Annotated in this window: 2 protein-coding genes; both read right to left on the bottom strand. The window is 74.9% G+C overall.

Translation table 11 applies throughout. The features are described 5' to 3' along the window. Window positions 1–29: 29 nt before the first annotated feature. Window positions 30–7,364 (bottom strand): amino acid adenylation domain-containing protein, encoded by a 7,335-nt coding sequence (locus ACZ7DE_RS34020; RefSeq protein ID WP_470767993.1) that lies wholly within the window; start codon window positions 7,362–7,364, stop codon window positions 30–32. Continuing rightward, on the bottom strand, window positions 7,361–18,868 hold an 11,508-nt coding region (locus ACZ7DE_RS34025), incomplete at its 5' end, for an amino acid adenylation domain-containing protein (protein ID WP_470767995.1). The genes ACZ7DE_RS34025 and ACZ7DE_RS34020, both read right to left, overlap by 4 nt.

Consider the following 18,868-nt stretch of genomic DNA (forward strand, 5'->3'; position numbering starts at 1 on the left):
GGTCCCGGTGGCCTTCGCCCGTTCTGCGGCTACCGGGCGTGTCCGCCCGGCGGTGCTCCGTCGTTCAGCCGTTCGGCCAGCACGCGGCCGATCCGGGCCAGCGGCTCGGGCCGGCACATCTCGCGGTGCGTGCAGTCCACGGCGTGCCGCTCCACGCGTCCGGTGACGGCCTGCTCCCAGACGTCCGCCGTCGGCATCCCGGGCGGGCGTCCGGCCGTGGCCGCGAAGTGCAGGACGTCGCCGTCGAACCGGCCGGGAACGTGCGCCGCCGAGAGCTTCGTGTTGTTGGTGAAGACCTCGGTCAGGGCCACGACACGGCGCTCCTCGATGTCCGCCAGGTGCCCGCCGCCGCTCCGCAGGACGTCCATCACGTCGGCGATCCGCAGCGGTTCGTCCTCCCCGCCGTCCGTGCCGGCCTGGGGGTGGCCCGCGAAGTCGAGCAGGGTGGCGAGGACTTCCCGCTCGTCCACGGGCGGGGCCGGGGCGTCGGGGTCGCGGGGGTAGGAGTCGAGCAGGGCGAGCAGGGCCACCTCCTCGCCCTCGGACTGCAGGCGGACCGCGACCGCGTGGGCGGCGATGCCGCCGAACGACCAGCCCAGCAGGTGGTAGGGGCCGGTGGGCCGCACCGACCGGATCTGCGCCACGTAGTCGGTGACCAGGTCGTCCATCGTCTCGGGGTACACGTCGGGCTGCGCGACGCCGCGCGACTGCAGCCCGTACACCGGGAGGTCCGGCCCCAGCAGCCGCAGCAGGCCGGTGTAGCACCAGCTCAGACCGCCCGCGGGGTGTACGCAGAACAACGGCGGCCGGCCGCCGGACGTCCGCAGCGGCAGAAGCACGTCGAAGGCGTCGGCCGAGACGCCGAGGTGCAGCCGGTCCGTCAGGCGGCTCACCGTGGGCGCGGCGAACAGGTCACGGACCGACAGGTCGAGGCCCGTCGCGTCCCGGATCCGGCTCACCAGCCGGATCGCCGCCAGCGAGTCCCCGCCGAGGTCGAAGAAGTCGTCGTCGATGCCGGCTCCGGCCACGCCGAGGAACTCGGCGAACAGACCGCAGAGGATCTCCTCCTCGGGCGTGCGCGCCGGACGCCTGGACGTCATCAGGCGCGCGCCGGGCTCCGGCAGGGCACGCCGGTCCAGTTTGCCGCTGGCGGTCAGCGGCAGGGCGGCCACCACGACGACGTGTGCGGGCACCATGAACTCCGGCAGCACCGCCGCGGCGTGGGCGCGCAGATCGGTCTCCCGCGGCTCGGCGCCCGGCGCCGCGACCACGTACGCCACCAGCCGACGCTGTCCCGGCTGGTCCTCGCGCACCTGTGCCGCGGCCCGCGCGACCGACTCGTGGCGGGTCAGCACGGCCTCGACCTCGCCGAGCTCGATGCGGAACCCGCGCAGCTTCACCTGGTCGTCCGCGCGCCCGGCGAACTCCAGCAGCCCGGCGGTCGTCCAGCGGGCCAAGTCACCGGTGCGGTACATCCGCTCCCCCGGGGCTCCGAACGGGCAGGCGACGAACCGCTCCGCCGTGAGGTCGCGCCGGTTGAGATAGCCGCGGGCGAGCTGGACGCCGGCCAGGTAGACCTCCCCCACGGTGCCGGGCGGCACCGGGCCGAGTCCGGCGTCCAGCACGTAGACGCGCACGTTGGTGACGGGCCGGCCGATCGGCACCGGGCGGCCGGCCGCGTCCGAGCCGGTGGCCGGCTCACTCCCGCAGGTCCAGGAGGTCGCGTGGACGGCGGTCTCCGTCGGCCCGTACAGATGGTGCAGGGCGGCGAAGTCCAGCACGTTCAGGGCCCGGTCCCGCAGGTCCGCCGGGAGCGACTCGCCGCCGGTCATGACCCGGCGCAGGCTCGTGCAGCCGGCCGCGGCGGGTTCGTCGAGGAAGACCCGCAGCATCGACGGCACGAAGTGCACCGTCGTCACCGCGTGCTCGCGGATCGTCGAGGCGAGGTAGACCGGGTCGCGATGTCCCTCGGGGTCGGCGACCACGATCCGGGCGCCGGTGGTCAGGGGCCAGAAGAACTCCCACACGGACGCGTCGAACGCCGCCGGCGCCTTGTACAGCACGATGTCGGAGGTCTCCAGTCCGTACTCGTCCTGCAGGCCGAGCAGCCGGTTGACGACGGCTGCGTGCGGGACGACCACTCCCTTGGGCGTGCCGGTGGAGCCGGAGGTGTAGAGCACGTACGCGGGGTGCGACGGCGTCAGCCGCGTGGCGCGGGACGCGTCGCCCGGATCCGTGTCCGGCCGGTCGCCGGGGTCGCGCACCTGTTCCGGGTCGTCGAGGACGCAGACCGGCCGGGCCTCGTCGAGCAGGGCGCGGATCCGCTGGGCCGGATGGTCGGCGTCGATGGGCAGATAGGCCGCGCCGGACTTGAGCACGGCCAGCAGTGCAACGGCCAGTTCGGCCGAGCGCCGCAGGGCGACGGCCACGACCCGCTCCGGTCCGGCGCCGCGCTCGATCAGGGCGTGAGCGAGCCGGTTCGCCCGCGCGTTCAGCTCGGCGTAGGAGAGGGTGACTCCGGCTGCGACCAGGGCCGGCGCGTCCGGGGTGCGGGCCGCCTGCGCCTCGAACAACTCCGGCAACGTCAGCGGGGAGAGCGGGCGTGCGGTGTCGTTCCAGCCCCGCAGGACCCGCTCACGTTCCTCGGGCGTGAGGGTGTCGAGCCGCCAGATCCGCTCGGCGGGGTCGGCGCTCACGGCGTCGAGCAGCCGCTCGAACCTGGCCGCCAGGTCCTCCACCGTCCGCCGGTCGAACAGGTCCGTGCTGTACTCGACGCCGCCCTCCAGCCCTCCGGGCAGGCCGTCGGCCGTGTGCCGCTCGGCGAGCCGGAACAGCAGGTCGAACTTGGCCGACTGCGACTCCACCTCCTCGGCCCGGCAGCGCAGCCCGCCCAGGTCCACGGCGAGGTCGTCGGCGTGCTGGAGGGTCAGCATCACCTGGAAGAGCGGGTGCCGGGACGCCGAACGGGCCGGCTTGAGCACCTCGACCAGATGCTCGAACGGCACGTCCTGGTGCGCGTGTGCGGCCAGGCCGGCCTCGCGGACGCGTCCGAGCAGGTCGGCGAAGCTCGGGTTGCCCCCGGTGTCGGTGCGCAGCACCAGCGTGTTGACGAAGCATCCGACGAGGTCGTCGAGCGCGTCCTCGGTGCGCCCCGCGATCGGGGTGCCGACGGGGATGTCGGTACCGGCGCCCTCCCGGGTGAGCAGCGCCGCCAGCGCGGCCTGGACGACCATGAACAGACTCGCGTTGCCCGCCCGGGCCAGACCGGCGAGCCGTGCGTGGACGTCCGCGCCGAGGCGCAGCGGCACCGTGGCGCCCCGGTGGGCTGCCACGTCCGGGCGGGGCCGGTCCCGGCGCAGCTCCAGCTCGGTCGGCAGCCCCTGAAGGGTCTGCCGCCAGTACTCCACCTGTCGGGAGAGCACGCTGTCCGGGTCGTCCGGCTCGCCGAGGAACCGCCGCTGCCACAGGGTGTAGTCGGCGTACTGGACGGCCGGCGGCGCCCAGGACGGGGCCCGGCCCGCGCGCCGGGCGGCGTAGGCGTCGGACAGGTCGCGGGCGAACGGGCGGTTGGACCAGCCGTCCCCGGCGATGTGGTGGAGCACGAGCAGCAGGACGTGCTCGTCCGGACCGAGAGAGAACAGGACCGCGCGCAGCGGCGGTTCGGCCGTGAGGTCGAACGGATGGGCCGCGGCGGCCGCGATCGCCGCGGCGAGCCCGGCTTCGTCGACCGGATGAACGGGCAGTTCGACGGTCGCGTCGGCGGGGGCGAGGACGCGCTGGCGCGGGGTGCCCCCGGTGTCCGGGTAGACCGTGCGCAGCACCTCGTGCCGGACGACCACGTCGCCCAGGGCCGCGCGCAGGGCCGGGACGTCGAGGTCCCCGGTCACGCGCAGGGCGAACGGCATGTTGTAGGTGGCGGACGGGCCTTCGAGCCGGTGCAGGAACCACAGGCGCTGCTGGGCGAACGACAGCGGCAGTTCGTGCGGGCGCTCCCCCGCGGACCGCAGCGGCGGCCGCCTTCGGGCGCCCTCGCTCGGCGCGTGGAGCCGGGCCGCGAGCCCGGCGACGGTCGGGGCCTCGAACACGTCCCGCACGGCGAGCTCGGCGCCGAGCACCGCGCGGATGCGTGACACCAGCCGGGTCGCGAGCAGCGAGTGCCCGCCCAGGACGAAGAAGTCATCGTCGATCCCGGCTCGCGCGACCCCGAGCGCCTCGGCGAACAGACCGCACAGGATCTCCTCCGCCTGGCTGCGCGGCTCCCGGCCCATGGCCCCGGGCAAGCCGGGCCCGGGGGCCGGGAGTTCGCGGCGGGCCAGTTTCCCGCTGGGGGTGAGCGGGAGTGCGTCGAGGACGACGATCGCGGCCGGAACCATGAACTCGGGCAGCGTCCGGGCGACGAACTCCCGCAGTTCGCCCGGGTCCACCGCGGCGCCCCGCGCGGGCACCGCGTAGGCGGTCAGGCGCTGGTCGCCGGGGCGGTCCTCGCGCACCGTCGCGACCGCGTGCGCGACCGTGACGTGCCGGGCCAGCGCCGCCTCGACCTCGCCGAGCTCGATGCGGAACCCGCGCAGCTTCACCTGCTCGTCCGCGCGCCCGGCGAACTCCAGCAGCCCGGCGGTCGTCCAGCGGGCCAGGTCACCGGTGCGGTACATCCTGTCTCCCGGCCCGCCGAAGGGGTCCGCGACGAAGCGCTCCGCGGTCAGACCGGGCCGGTCGAGGTAGCCGCGGGCGAGCTGGACGCCGGCCAGGTAGACCTCTCCCACCACGCCGGGGGGCACCGGGCGCAGCCGTGCGTCGAGCACGTAGACCCGCATGTTCTGGATCGGCCGGCCGATCACCGGCCGGTCGCTGTCGCGCACCCGGGCCCCGACGGCGTCCACCGTGCACTCGCTCGGCGCGTAGTAGTTGTGCACCTCGGTGCCGGGGTACGCGCGCAGGGTCTCCCACAGCGCCGCTCCCGTGGCCTCCGCGCCGAGCAGGATCACACCCGGCCGGTGACCGGGGCCGTCCAGCATTCCCAGCCCGGTCAGTTCGCGCAGCAGCGACGGGGTGATCCCGAGGTAGTCGACGCGCCGGGCCCGTACGTACGCCAGGAGTGCGACGGCGTCGCGGCGGGTGTCGTCGTCCACGATGTGCAGTTCGTGTCCGGCGACCAGACCCAGGATCTGCCCCATGCTCGCGTCGAAGGACAGCGAGGCGGTGTGCGCCACCCGCAGCCGGCGTCCCTCCGCGGCGGCCACCGTGGCCGCGGCGGGCGCGAACACCCGGTCGCGGTGGCTGGCGAACAGGTTGGCCAGCCCCTGGTGCGTCACGACCACCCCCTTCGGCACACCCGTGGACCCGGAGGTGTACACGACGTACGCGGCGTGGTCCGCGCGCACCGCCGGCGGTCCGGCGGGCGCGATCGACCGTCCGGTGGGCGCGGTCGGCGGTCCGATGCGCGTGGTCGACCGTCCGGCGCGCGCGGTCGGCGACGCGACGGCGGACGCCTCAACGTCCGCGTGTGCGTCCGCGGTTGCGGCTGCGGCTGCGGCTGCGGCTGCGGCTGCGGCTGCGGGCAGACCGTTCGCGACGGGGAGACCGTCCGCGTCGGGCAGGTCGTCGGCGTCCAGCAGGACCAGGGCGGCCCGACTCTCGGACAGCAGTCCGGCCAGGGTCCGCTCGGTCACCACCACGGCCACGGCCGCGTCGGCGAGCATCAGCGAGAGCCGCTCCGCGGGGTAGCCGGGGTCGAGCGGCACGCACACCCCGCCGGCCTTCCACACGCCCAGTACGGCCGCGATCATCTCGGCCGACCTGCCCACGCACAGTCCGACCAACGTGTCGGGCCCGACACCGCGGTCGGCCAGTCGCCGCGCGAGCGTGTCCGCCCGGGCGTTCAGTTCGGCGAACGTCCACTCCGTCCGGCCGTCGGCCACGGCCAGCGCCTGCGGGGTCCGTCCGGCCTGTGCCTCGAAGGCCGTGGGCACCAGCACCGACGGCGACTCGCCCGGCGTGCCGTTCCACTCCACCAGCACCCGGGCCCGTTCGTCGGGCGTGAGGATCTCCAGGGCGCCGATCCGTCGGGCCGGGTCCGCGACGGCGGCCTGGAGGACCCGGACCACCCGGCCCATGATCGCCTCCGCGGCCTCGCGGTCGAACAGGGCCGTCTGGTGGTCCAGGCGCAGCCGCAGCGGTCGTCCCGGCATCACCATGAAGTTGAGCGGGTAGTGGGTGACGCCGTGGCTGCGGCTCGCGGTCACCCGCAGTCCGCTGCCGTGCGCCGCGGCGGCCAGTTCGCTCTCGCCGGCCGGGAGGTTCTCGAACACGGTCGCCGTGTCGAAGAGTTCACCCGAGTCCAGGCTGCGCTGGATGCCGGCCAGCCCCACATGCTGACAAGCCATCAGACGAGTCTGGTCCCGCTGCAGGCGCGCCAGCATCCCGGTCAGCGGCATCGCGGGGTCGAGGCGGACGCGGACCGGCAGCGTGTTGGCGAACAGACCGATCATCTTCTCGGCGCCGGGCACCTGCGGTGGGCGCCCGGACACCGTGGTGCCGAACACCACGTCGTCCCGGCCGGTCAGCCCTCCGAGGACGATCGCCCAGGCGCCCAGGAACACGGTGTTCAGGGTCAGGCCCTCGCGGCGGGCGAGGCCGTCCAGCGCGGCGGCGAGGTCGCCCGGCAGGTCGCGAAGAACCTGGCCGGGCAGTTCCGGCGCCCGGGACGGGTCCGACGCGGCGACCCGGGTGGGCTCGTCGACGCCCTTCAGCACCTCGCGCCAGGCGTCCTCGGCGGCCGCCCGGTCCTGGCCCGCCAGCCAGGCCAGGTAGTCGCGGTACCGGGCCGCCGGGGGCATCCCGTCCTCCCGGCCGCCCCGCGTGTAGAGCTGGAACAGCTCCCCCAGCAGCAACTGCACGGACCAGCCGTCGAGCACCAGGTGGTGAGCGGTGAGGAGGAACCGGTACCGCGTCCGCCCGAGCCGGATGAGCGTGAACCGCAGCAGCGGCGGGCGGGCCGGGTCGAAGCGGCGGAGCCGGGCCGCCACCGCGATGCGCTCGGCCTCGGCCTCCCGCTCGGCGGAGTCCACCGCGCTGAGGTCCGCGTCCTCCCAGGGCAGCTCCACCTCGCGCGGGATGATCTGCACCGGCTCGTCCAGGTCCTCGTGCCAGAAACCGGCCCGCAGGCTCGCATGACGCCGCAGCAGGGCACGCGCGGCGGCGCGCAGCGCCTCGGCGTCGAGGGCGCCCTCCAGGTCGAACGCCAGTTGCAGGGTGTAGACGTCAAGTGCCGTCTCGTCGTAGAGCGCGTGGAACAGCAGCCCTTCCTGCAGTGGCGCCAGCGGCAGGATGTCCTCCAGCTCCGTCTGCACATCCGCCTGCGTCATCGTGTTCTCCTCCATGCGGCCTCGAGCTGCTCGAGCTTGGCCTGGCTCAGCCGGACCAGGGGTACGTCGGACGGGGTACGGCCCCCGGCGTCGGGCCGGGTGGCGTGGGCGGTCAGCGCATCCAGTGCGCGCACCCAGGTGTCGGCCAGTTCCTGCAGGTCGGCCTCGGTGAAGCGGACCGGCGACCCGCACCAGGTGGCGGTCAGGCGCGGGCCGTCCGGGTGCTCCACCGCGGCCGCCCTCACCTCGATCCGGTACTCCGGCGGCCCGCCCGGCCCTCCCGGCTCGTCCGGCCACGAGCCGGTGGGCGCCTGGGGCAGCCGTCCGAGGTAGTGGAAGGCCGCCTGCGGGGTGGACCGGCCCGCGAGGACCGGGGCGGTTTCGGGGTTGAGGTGGCGCAGCAGACCGAATCCCAGACCGCCGTCCGGCAGGGACCTCAGTTCCTCCTTCACCCGCTTGAGCGCCGTGCCGACGGCGTGCCCGCTGTCCCACAGCTCGTTCCAGTCCAGGCCCCCGAGATCCAGGCGGACCGGATGCGTGGCGGCGAAGCAGCCCACGGTGCGGGAGAGGTCGACGCCTTCGGCGATGCCGGTCCGGCCGGGCCGCCGTACGTCGGTGAGCACGGAGTCGCCGCTGATGGCGGGGATGTCCGGGCCGGCCGCCGGGGTGGCCGTGGTGCTCGGGCGGCCCGGTTCCCGGCGGCGCCGCCGGTCGGCCAGCGCCAGCGCGAACGCGGTCAGCAGCACGTCCTCGGTGTCGGCATGGAACGCCGCCGGCACGGTGGCGAGCAGCGCCTCGGTGCGTTCGGCGGACAGAGTGATCGTCAGTGCGCGGGCCCCCGCCGCCGTGTTCCGGGAACTCTGCACCGGCCGACCGTCGATGTGACGCCCCGGGTGACGCCCCGGCTCGTCCGGCTCGAAACTGAGGTCATGGGACCCGTGGCGCTCGGCGCCGGGCCCGGCGGACCCGTCCGACTCGGCGTTCGGTGCGGCGGACCCGTCCGACTCGGCGTCCAGGGTTGCGGACCCGTCCGGCTCGGCAGAGCCGTTCGGACCGGCCTCGGGCTCTGTGGAGCCGTCCGGCAGGGTGAGGATCTCGGTCCACCGGGACAGCTCCTCGACCCGCCGTGCGTCCTGGGCCTGGGCACGCAGGTGCTGGGCCCCTCGGCGCAACGACGTGCCGACCGGGGCGAGTTCCGGGCGCAGTCCCCGGGCGGACGCCGCGCAGGCGGCGGCGACGTCCTGCAGAAGGATCCGCCAGGACTCCGGGTCCGTGACGAGGCGGTGCAGCACCAGCAGCAGCCGCCCGGGCCGGCCGGCGCCGGCGTCGAACCAGACCGCCTGGACCATGACACCGGACTCCGGCGCGAGGCGGGCCGACGCCGCCCGCTCCTCCGCGGCGATCGCCTCCTCGATCTCCGCGACGGCGACGTGGTGGAGACGGTCCGCTGCCCGGACCGTGCCGGGCGGCGTCACCTCCAGCAGCCAGTCGTCCGGTCCCGACCGCGGGGTCTCGCCGGGGACACGGGTCAATCGGGTGCGCAGCGCGTCGTGATGGTCCAGGACCGCCTGGAGCGCCGCTTCGAGCCGCTCCGCGTCCAGTGCGGCCGGGACCTCCACGGTCATCGCCTCGTAGCGGGTGCCGGGATCCGGGTCCCGCTCCCGCAGCGCGTGGAGGGCCGGTGTCAGCGGCACCGCGCCGATGCCCGCCTGCGGCGCCTCGGCCCCGGCCGGCTCCCCGCCGAGCGTTCCGGCGGCCGCGGCCAGTTCCGCGACGGTGCGGTGCTGGAACACGTCCTGGGGGGCGATGGCGAGTCCCGCGGCGCGGGCCTTGGTCACCACCTGGATGGAGACGATGCTGTCGCCGCCGATGTCGAAGAAGTTGTCGTCGACGCCGACGGCCGCCAGGCCGAGTACGTCGGCGAAGACGTCGCACAGCAGGCGCTCCCGTGCGGTGGCGGGCGGGCGGCCCGCCGGTGCGCCGGAGGTCTCCGGCGCGGGCAGCGCCTTGCGGTCGACCTTCCCGTTCGGCGTCAACGGCAGGGCGTCGAGCGTGACGACGGCCGACGGGACCAGGTACTCCGGCAGCTTCGCCCGCAGCCAACCACGCACCGCGGGGCCCAGGGCCGCCGCCGGAGCCGTCGCCGTCGCCGTCGCCGTCGCAGGCTCGTTGGTGAAGGCCCCCAGCGATGCGCGGCTCGTGACCGCGGGGGTCACCGGCCGGTACACCCCGGTGACGGCGGCGCCGGCGTCGTCTCCGGCCGCGACACCGTCAAGGGTGTCGGCATGATCCCGGACGTCGGCGCGGTTCCGAGCGTCGGCGCGGTCCCCGGCGTCGGCGAACAGAGCGTCGAAGCAGTCGTCCCCCTCCGTGCCCGACCAGGTGACGGCCACCCACAGCCCCAGCCGTTCGGCCAGCTCGCACAGGGCCTCGGGGTCCACGGCCGCATCCGGTGGGGCGGCGGCCTCGTCCGCCAGCCGGGCGTTGGGAATCCCGGTGACCCGCAGCCGGTCCGGCCGGCCCTCGTCCAGCAGCGCGGCGAGTGCCTCCGCCCCACCGGCCAGCTCCTGCCACCGCACCACAGGTGCGTCGCCGAACGGCCGGGGCGGTGAGGCGAGCGGCGCGCGACGCAGGACGACGTCGTAGCGGTAGCGGGACAGCTCGTTGTGGTACCGCCCGCGCTTGAGGCGGACGTCCACGGCGCCGACCTCCGGCACCACGCCGGCCAGGGCCGGGAAGAAGTCCGGGTCGACCAGCAGCTCCCGTTCCGGCCCGGCGCTGCCCGTGGCCGCCTGGAGCATGGGCAGCAGCCGCAGGTTGCGCAGGTCGCCGAGGAACAGGGCTCCGCCCGGGACCAGCAGCCGCATCGCGTGGCCGATCACCTCGGTCAGGTAGGCCGCGCCGGGGAAGTACTGGGCCACCGAATTGAGCACGACGGTGTCGAAGAAGCCCTCGGGCAGCCCGGTGAGATCGTCCGCCGGCTGGGCCCGCAGCACCACCTTGCCGGCGATCGCCGGCTCGTCGGCGACCTGTGCCGCCAGGGACTCGATCACCGCCGCCGACAGGTCGGTGCCCCAGTACTCGTCGCAGTCCGCGGCGAGTTGGGACAGGATCAGGCCGCGGCCGACCCCGATCTCCAGGATGCGTCCGGGCCGCAGCTGGCGGATCCGCGTGACGGTCGCGTCCCGCCACTGCCGCATCTCGGCTTCCGGGATCGGCTGCCCGTCGTAACTGCTGTTCCAGCCGGTGAAGTCCTCGCCGAACGGGGCGGGCTCCGACACGCTGTAGAGCGTGTCGTACAGCTGCCGCCACTCGCCCAGCACCCGGCCCGTCCCGTCCGCGCCGTCCCTCCCTTCCGCCCCTTCCGGCGCGCCACCGGCGTCCGCAGCGGCCTCACCCTCCGCGGTCACGGCGGACTCCGCGGACTCGGCGGTCCCCAACGTCTCGCCGGTCCCCAACATCCCGCCGGTCCCGAACGTCCCGCCGGTCTCGGCGGTCTCGGCGGTCTCGGCGGTCTCGGCGGTCTCGGCGGTCTCCGTGATGTCCTTCGCCGGTACGACGTAGCCGACGAGGCGGGTTCCGCCGGGGCCGTCCTGGCGGGCGACCGCCACCGCCTGTCCCACGCCGGGATGGGCGGCCATCGCGGACTCCACCTCGCCGAGTTCGATCCGGTGGCCCCGGACCTTGACCTGTTGGTCGGCACGGCCGGCGAACTCCAGATCGCCGTCGGAGTTCCACCGCGCGAGGTCCCCGGTGCGGTACATCCGCGTCCCCGGCCCCCCGAACGGGCAGGCCAGGAAGCGTTCGGCGGTCAGACCGGGCCGTCCGAGGTAGCCGCGGGCCAGGCCCGCGCCGGCCAGGTACAGCTCGCCCACCACGCCCGGCGGCACGGGGCGCAGCCCGGCGTCGAGCACGTAGGCCCGGGTGCCGAGGACCGGCGTGCCGATGGGCGGGACACCGCCCCCGCCGGACAGCGGCCGGCTCATCGTCCCGCAGACCGTCGACTCGGTGGGCCCGTAGGCGTTGACCATCCGCCGGCCGCGGCTCCAGGCCGCCACCGTCTCCGGCGGGCAGGCTTCACCGGCCACCACCAGCGTGGTCACCGTCGGGAGCTGGTCGGGCGTCATCACCCCGAGCGCCACCGGCGGCACCGTCAGATGGGTCACGCCGTGCTCGGCCGCCAGCGCGGCGAGGTCCGGACCCGGCAGGAGCCGCTCGGCCGGCGCCACCACCAGCGCCGCCCCGGTCAGCAACGCCATGCACAGTTCCCAGAACGCAGCGTCGAAGCTCGGCGAGGCGAACTGCAGGACCCGGCTGCCCGGCCCGGCGCCGAAGGCCCCGGTCTGGGTCGCCACCAGGCCGGCCGCACCGGCGTGGGTGACCACCACGCCCTTGGGCCTGCCGGTCGAGCCGGACGTGTAGAGGACGTAGGCCGGGTGGGCGGGCGCCAGGGGCCGTACCCGGTCGGCGTCGGCGGGATCGGTGTCCGCCCGGCCGGCCAGGTCGGCGGCGAGCTGTCCGCCGGCGTCCAGGTCCAGCCTGGGCAGCCCGGCGGATCCGGGTATCCCGGCGGCGCCGATGCCGCCCGTCAGCAGCAGCGACGGGCGGGCGTCACCGAGCATGAACGCGAGGCGCTCCGCCGGGTAGCCGACGTCCAGGGGGAGGTAGGCAGCCCCCGCCTTGAGCGTTGCGAGGACCGCCACGATCAGGTCGGCGGAGCGGGGGAAGGCCAGTGCGACGGTCTGCTCGGGTCCGACACCGCGTGAGATCAGCAGGTGGGCCAGGCGGTTGGAGCGCGCGTTCAGCTCCGCGTACGACAGGGTGAGGTCGTCGGTGACGACGGCTGCCGCGTTCGGAGTCCGGGCCGCCTGCGCCTCGAACAGCGCCGGCAGACCGGCCGGGGCGATCCGGTCGTCGGGGGCGCCGAGCATCCGCGTCCGCTCGGCGGGCGTGAGGAGGTCGGCCCGGCCGATCGGCTGTGCCGGGTCGGCGGTCACCGCCTCGAGCAGCCGGATCCACCGTGCGGCCATCGCCTCGACGGTCTGCCGGTCGAACAGGTCGATGCTGTACTCCACGGTCGCGCGCACCCCGCCGAAGGAACCGGCCGGCGCTCCCGGCGGCGCGGGCCGCTCGGTGACGCTGAAGAACAGGTCGAACCGCGAGGTCCCCGAATCGGCCGGCTCGGGTGTCACGTCGACGCCCGCCAGGGTCAGGCCGGCGGCCGGGGTGTTCTGCAGCACCAGTGCCACCTGGAAGAGCGGGTGGCGGTTCGGGGAGCGGACCGGGTTCAGCACCTCCACCAAGTGCTCGAAGGGCACGTCCTGGTGGGAGTACGCGGTCAGCGCGGTCTCCCGCACACGCCGCAGCAGTTCGCCGAACGACGGGTCGCCCGAGGTGTCCGTCCGCATCACCAGCGTGTTGACGAAAAGTCCGATCGCGTCGTCGAGCGCCTCGTCGCGCCGTCCGGCGGTGCCGCTGCCGATCGGCAGGTCGGTGCCGGCGCCGAGCCTGGTCAGCAGGGCGGCCAGGCCGGCGTGCAGCACCATGTGGAGGCTGGCCTCCCCGGCCCGGGCCAGGCCCGCCAGCCCGCGGTGCAGTTCGGGGCTCAGGTCGAAGCCGACCATCCCGCCGCGGTAGGTGGACACGGCGGGGCGCGGGCGGTCCGCCGGCAGCGCGAGCTGTTCCGGCAGGTCCGCCAGGGCCTCGGCCCAGTACGCCACCTGCCGGGCGAACCGGCTGTCCGGGTCGCTCTCGTCTCCGAGCAGGTCGCGCTGCCACAGCGTGTAGTCGACGTACTGGACGGGCAGCGGCGCCCAGGACGGCGCCTCGCCCCGGTTCCGCGCGGCGTAGGCGGTCGCGAGGTCCCGTGAGAGGGGGGCCATCGACCATCCGTCGCCGGCGATGTGGTGCACCAGCACGACCAGCAGGTGTTCACGCTCGTCCAGGACGAACAGTTCGGCCCGCAGCGGCAGGTCGACCCCCAGGTCGAAGGGATAGCGCGCCGCCTCGCGCACGGCTGCGCGCAGCCGGGTCTCGTCGAGGTGCCGGACGATCAGTTCGGGGCGGGCGTCGGCCGCGCCGAGGACGAGCTGGCGGGGCACGCCGCCCGCCGCCGGGTACACGGTGCGCAGGCTTTCGTGCCGCGCCGCGACGTCGGCCAGCGCGGCCCGCAGCGCCTTGTGGTCGACCGCGCCGCGCAGGCGCAGGGCGATGGGCATGTTGTACGTCGCGCCCGGCCCCTCCAGGCGGTGCAGGAACCACAGGCGCTGCTGCGCGAAGGACAGCGGCACCACGTCGGGCCTGGGCATCGGCCGCAGGGCCGGCCGCACCTCGTCCCGGTGCGCCTCCGCCTCACTCAGGCGTTCGGCGATCCCGGCGACCGTGGGCGCCTCGAACACCGTCCGTACGGCGAGTTCGACACCGAGGGCGGCACGGATGCGGCTGATCAGACGGGTGGCCAGCAGCGAGTGCCCGCCGAGGGCGAAGAAGTCGTCGTCGACGCCGACCGCGGCCACGCCGAGTACCTGCGCGAACAGCTCGCACAGCTGCTGTTCCCGGGGCGTGGCCGGCCGCCGCGAGCCCGCCGGGGAGCCCAGGTAGGGCGCGGGGAGCGCCGCCCGGTCGAGCTTGCCGTGGGCGGTCAGGGGGAGCTCGTCGAGGACCACCACGGCGGCCGGGACCATGTACTCGGGCAGCTCGTCCCGCAGCGACCCGGTGAGCGCGGCGACCAGTTCGCCGCGCCGGCGCGCCGCCGCCGGGTCGTTGGCGAGCGGCGCCCGCGGCGCGGCCGACGGCGCCGGGCGGTGGACCCCGCCGAGCGCGGTCGCGGCCGGGTCCACGAAGAGCACGGCGAGGTTCTCGACGTCGCCGTCCGACCGGGTCACCGCCACCCGGTAGCCGGCCCGCTCGCCCAGTGCGCGGAACGCGTCCGGGCCGAGGCCCGGGGCCGACGAGCGCTCGGCGGCGCCGAGCAGGGCGAGCAGTTCGGGCAGTGGCCTTCCCTCGTCCAGGGCGCGCAGGGCGGCGGCCTCGTCGGCGACCCGCTCGTCCGGCACCCCGGTGATCCGCAGGGCGGGCACGCGGTTCGCGGCGAGGTGCCGTTCGACGGCGTCCAGTGCGGCGACGTCGTGGCCCCACCGCAGCTCCGGAGCCGCCTGCAGCCGCCGGAGCCCGGCGTTCGGCTGCTTGTGCAGCACGACGTCGTACCGGTAGCGGCTCAGCTCGTTGACGTAGCCGCCGCGCTTGACCTGGAGGTCGACGCCCGCGATGTCGTCCCGTCGGTCCGCGAACTCGGTGAAGAACGCGGGGTCGAGCAGAAGTTCCTTCTCCAGCAGCACCGCCTGTTCCACGGCGCGGCGTACCACGGCGGTGTCGGCGGACGGTGTGGCGCGGCGCAGCAGCGCCGCCGCGTGCAGACACCGCAGGGCCCGCAGGTCACGTATGTCGCCGAGGAACAGGGCCCCGCCGGGGGCCAGCCGCTCCAGCGCCGTGCCGATCACTTCGGTGAGGTGGGCGGCGTCCGGGAAGTACTGGACGACCGAGTTGATCACCACCGTGTCGAAGTGCCCTGCCGGCAGCCCTTCGGCGTCCGTGGCGGGCTGGACCCGCAGTTCCACGCGGTCGGCCCACCCCCGCTCGGCCACCTGGGCCCGCAGCCGTTCGACGGCGTCCGCCGAGATGTCGATGCCCCAGTAGGCCTCGCAGTCGGGGGCGAGCCGGGAGAGCAGCAGGCCGCTGCCCACGCCGATCTCCAGCACCCGGCGCGGCCGCAGCTCCCGGATGCGCGCGACGGTGGCGTCCCGCCACTGGCGCATCTGCGCGACCGGGATCGGCTGCCCGTCGTAGCTGCTGGTCCAGCCGGCGAAGTCCTCGCCGAACGGCGGCGGCTCCGCGGCGGCGCGCCCGGCGCCGTAGAGGGAGTCGTACACCTCCTGCCAGTCGCCGAGCTGGGCCCGGGCGGCCTCGCCGTCCCGGCGCCCGTCGGCGGCGGGGACGACGTAGGCGACCAGGTGCGTACCGGACGGCTCGTCGTCCCGGGCCACGACCGCGGCCTGGGACACCGCTTCGTGCCGGGACAGAGTCGCCTCGATCTCCGCCGGTTCGATCCGGTACCCGCGGACCTTGACCTGTTCGTCGGCACGGCCGACGAAGACGAGATCCCCGCCGGGGGTCCATCGGGCCAGGTCCCCGGTCCGGTACATCCGGGCCCCCGGTCCGCCGAACGGGTCGGCCACGAACCGCTCCGCGGTCGGGCCGGGCCGGTTCAGGTAGCCGCGGGCGAGCTGCGCCCCGGCAAGGTACAGCTCCCCGGTCACGCCGGGCGGGACCAGCCGCATCCCCGCGTCGAGCACATGGGCCCGCATGTTCGGGACGGGACGTCCGACCGGCACCGGGCCGTCCGCGACTCCGGCCCCGGGCGGCACCCGGTACGTGACGCAGCCGACCGTCGCCTCCGTCGGCCCGTACTCGTTGACCACCGTGGCCTGCGGATGCGACCGCCGCCACGGCGCGAGGAGTTCACCGGTGAGCTGCTCGCCGCCCACGACCAGGTCCGCGACCGCCGCCTCTGACCCGGGTGAGGCGCCGAGCAGCGCCAGGTGACTCGGCGTCGCCTTCAGGAACGTGTACGGATCGGGGGCGGTCGAGCCGCCGGCCAGGTCGCCGACCAGCACCCGGCCACCCGCGGTCAGCGACGCGAACAGGGCTGTCACGGTCAGGTCGAAGGAGACCGGCGAATGCAGCAGGGCGGTGTCTGCCGTGCCGGGGTAGGCCCGGCGGGCGAAGTCAAGGTAGGCGGCCAGGGCGCGGTGCTCGACGAGCACGCCCTTGGGCCGGCCCGTGGTGCCCGAGGTGTAGATGACGTACGCGGGGTGGGCCGGCAGCAGGGCGGTGACCCGGTCGGCGTCGGACGGGTCGTGCGCCGGCCGTTCCTCGGCGGCTCCCGCGACCTCCGGGTCGTCGACCGGGAGCCAGGGCACGTCCCTCTGCGGCAGGTCTGCGGCGAGCGTGCTCAGGGTGAGCCCGCAGGCCGCGCGGGCGTCGTCCAGCACATGGCGGAGCCGCGCGGCCGGGTGGGCCGGATCGACGGGCAGGTACGCGGCGCCCGCCTTGGACACCGCCAGCAGCGCGACGACGAGCTCGACGGAGCGCGGCAGGGCGACCGCCACGACCTGCTCCGGGCCCGTTCCGCGGGCGATGAGCAGATGGGCCAGCCGGTTGGCCCGCGCGTTCAGCTCGCCGTAGCTGACGTCCACGCCGCGGTCGGTCACGGCGATCGCGTGCGGCGTGCGCGCGGCCTGCGCCTCGAACGCCTCGGGCAGCAGCGTCAGCGGGAAATCCGACTCGACGCCGTTCCAGGTCACGAGCAGGCGCTCACGCTCGGCGGCGTCGGTGAGGTCGAAGGAGCCGATCGGCCGGTCCGGCCCGGCCGCCGCGGCTTCGAGCAGCCGCACGAAGCGGGCCGCCAGCGCCTCGGCGGTGCCGTGGTCGAACAGGTCCGCGCTGTACTCGAGCACCCCGTCGACGCGGTCCGGGCCGCCGTCCTCGGTGTACCTGTCGGTGAGGCTGAACAGCAGGTCGAACTTCGCCGCGCCCACGTCGGCGACGCCGGGGGTGACCCGCAGTCCGGGCATGGCGAATGCCGGGTCGGCGTTGTTCTGCAGCGTCAGCATCACCTGGAACAGCGGGTGCCGGGCCGCCGACCTGACCGGGTTCAGCAGCTCGACCAGCTGCTCGAAGGGAACGTCCTGGTTGGCGTAGGCGGCGAGGTCGGTCTCGCGCACCCGCTCCAGCAGCGCGGCGAAGGACGGGTCCCCGGAGGTGTCCAGGCGGAGCGCGAGCGTGTTGACGAAGAACCCGACGAGTTGGTCGAGGGCCTCGTCGGTACGCCCGGCGATGGCGCTGCCGATCGGGATGTCCGTACTCCCGCTGAGCCTGCTGAGCAGGGTGGCGAGCCCGGCCTGCAACACCATGAAGAGGGTCGCTCCGCGCTCACGCGCCAGCTCGGCCAGCCGCCGGTGCAGGCCCGCGTCCAGTGTGAACAGCACCCTCCCACCACGATGGGCGGCCACCGCAGGGCGGGGCCGGTCGGTGGGCAGGTCCAGCTGCTCGGGCAGCCCGTCCAGCGTGCGCACCCAGTGGGCGACCTGCGCGGAGATCAGGCTGTCCGGGTCTTCGTCGCTGCCGAGGAGGTCGCGCTGCCACAGCGCGTAGTCGGCGTACTGGACGGGCAGCGGAGCCCACGCCGGGGCGTGACCTGAGCAGCGGGCGGTGTAGGCCTCGGAGAGGTCCCGGGCGAACGGAACGTTCGACCAGCCGTCACCCGCGATGTGGTGGATGACCAGCAACAGCACGTGCTCGTCCGAGCCGAGCGCGAACAAGAAGGCCCGCAGCGGCGATTCGGCCGTCAGGTCGAACCGGTGCCCGGCCGCCGTGGCCAGCGCCCCGGCGAGCGCGTCCTCGCCGACCTGGTGGACCGGAAGCTCCACCACCGCCTCGTCCGGGCCGAGCACCACCTGTCGCGGCTCCCCGTCGACCTCGGGGAACACCGTGCGCAGGGTCTCGTGCCGGACGACGACGTCGTTCAGGGCGGCGTGCAGGGCAGCGGTGTCCAACTCCCCCGACAGTCGCAGCGCGAAGGGCATGTTGTAGGTCGGGCTGGGCCCTTCCAGTTGGTGCAGGAACCACAGCCGACGTTGCGCGAACGACAGGGGAAGCACGTCCGGGCGGTGGGCCGCCGCGCGCAGGGCCGGCCGTCGGCCCTCTTCCGCGTCGATTCGGGCTGCCAGACCCGCCACCGTGGGCGCCTCGAACAGGTCCCGAACCGAGAGCTCCGCCCCGAGCACGGACCGGATGCGGGAGACCAGCCGGGTCGCCAGCAGCGAGTGCCCGCCGAGTTCGAAGAACCGGTCGTCGACGCCGATCCCAGGCACACCGAGTACCTCGGCGAACAGGCCGGCCAGGATCTCCTCGGCGGCCGTGCGCGCAGCTCGGCCGGTCACCGCAGCGGCGGCGTCCGGGGCGGGCAGGTCCCGGCGGGCGAGTTTTCCGCTCGGCGTCAGCGGCAGCGCGTCGAGCGGCACCACCGCGGACGGGACCATGAGCTCCGGCAGCATCCGAGCGGCATACGCCCGCAGACCGGCCGGATCCAGCACCGCTCCCGGCACGGCCACCGCATAGGCCACCAACCGCTGATCGCCGGGACGGTCCTCACGCACCACGGCCACCGCATGAGCGACGTCGTCATGCCCGGCCAACACCGCCTCGACCTCACCCAACTCCACCCGCAACCCACGCAGCTTGACCTGATCGTCCACCCGCCCGACGAACTCCAACGCCCCGTCCGCCCGCCACCGAGCCAGATCACCCGTGCGGTACATCCGCGACCCCGACCCGCCGAAGGGATTGGCAACGAACCGCTCCGCGGTCAGCCCCGGCCGCTCCAAATAGCCGCGGGCCAGCTGGGCACCGGCCAGATAGAGCTCCCCAGTGACACCTGGCGGCAC

It is taken from the genome of Streptomyces sp. NPDC037083, assembly GCF_055606485.1.

Bases quoted from the DNA above. Each gene is read 5' to 3' on its own strand.
- ACZ7DE_RS34020 (WP_470767993.1), bottom strand. From the start codon at position 7,364: ATGACGCAGGCGGATGTGCAGACGGAGCTGGAGGACATCCTGCCGCTG.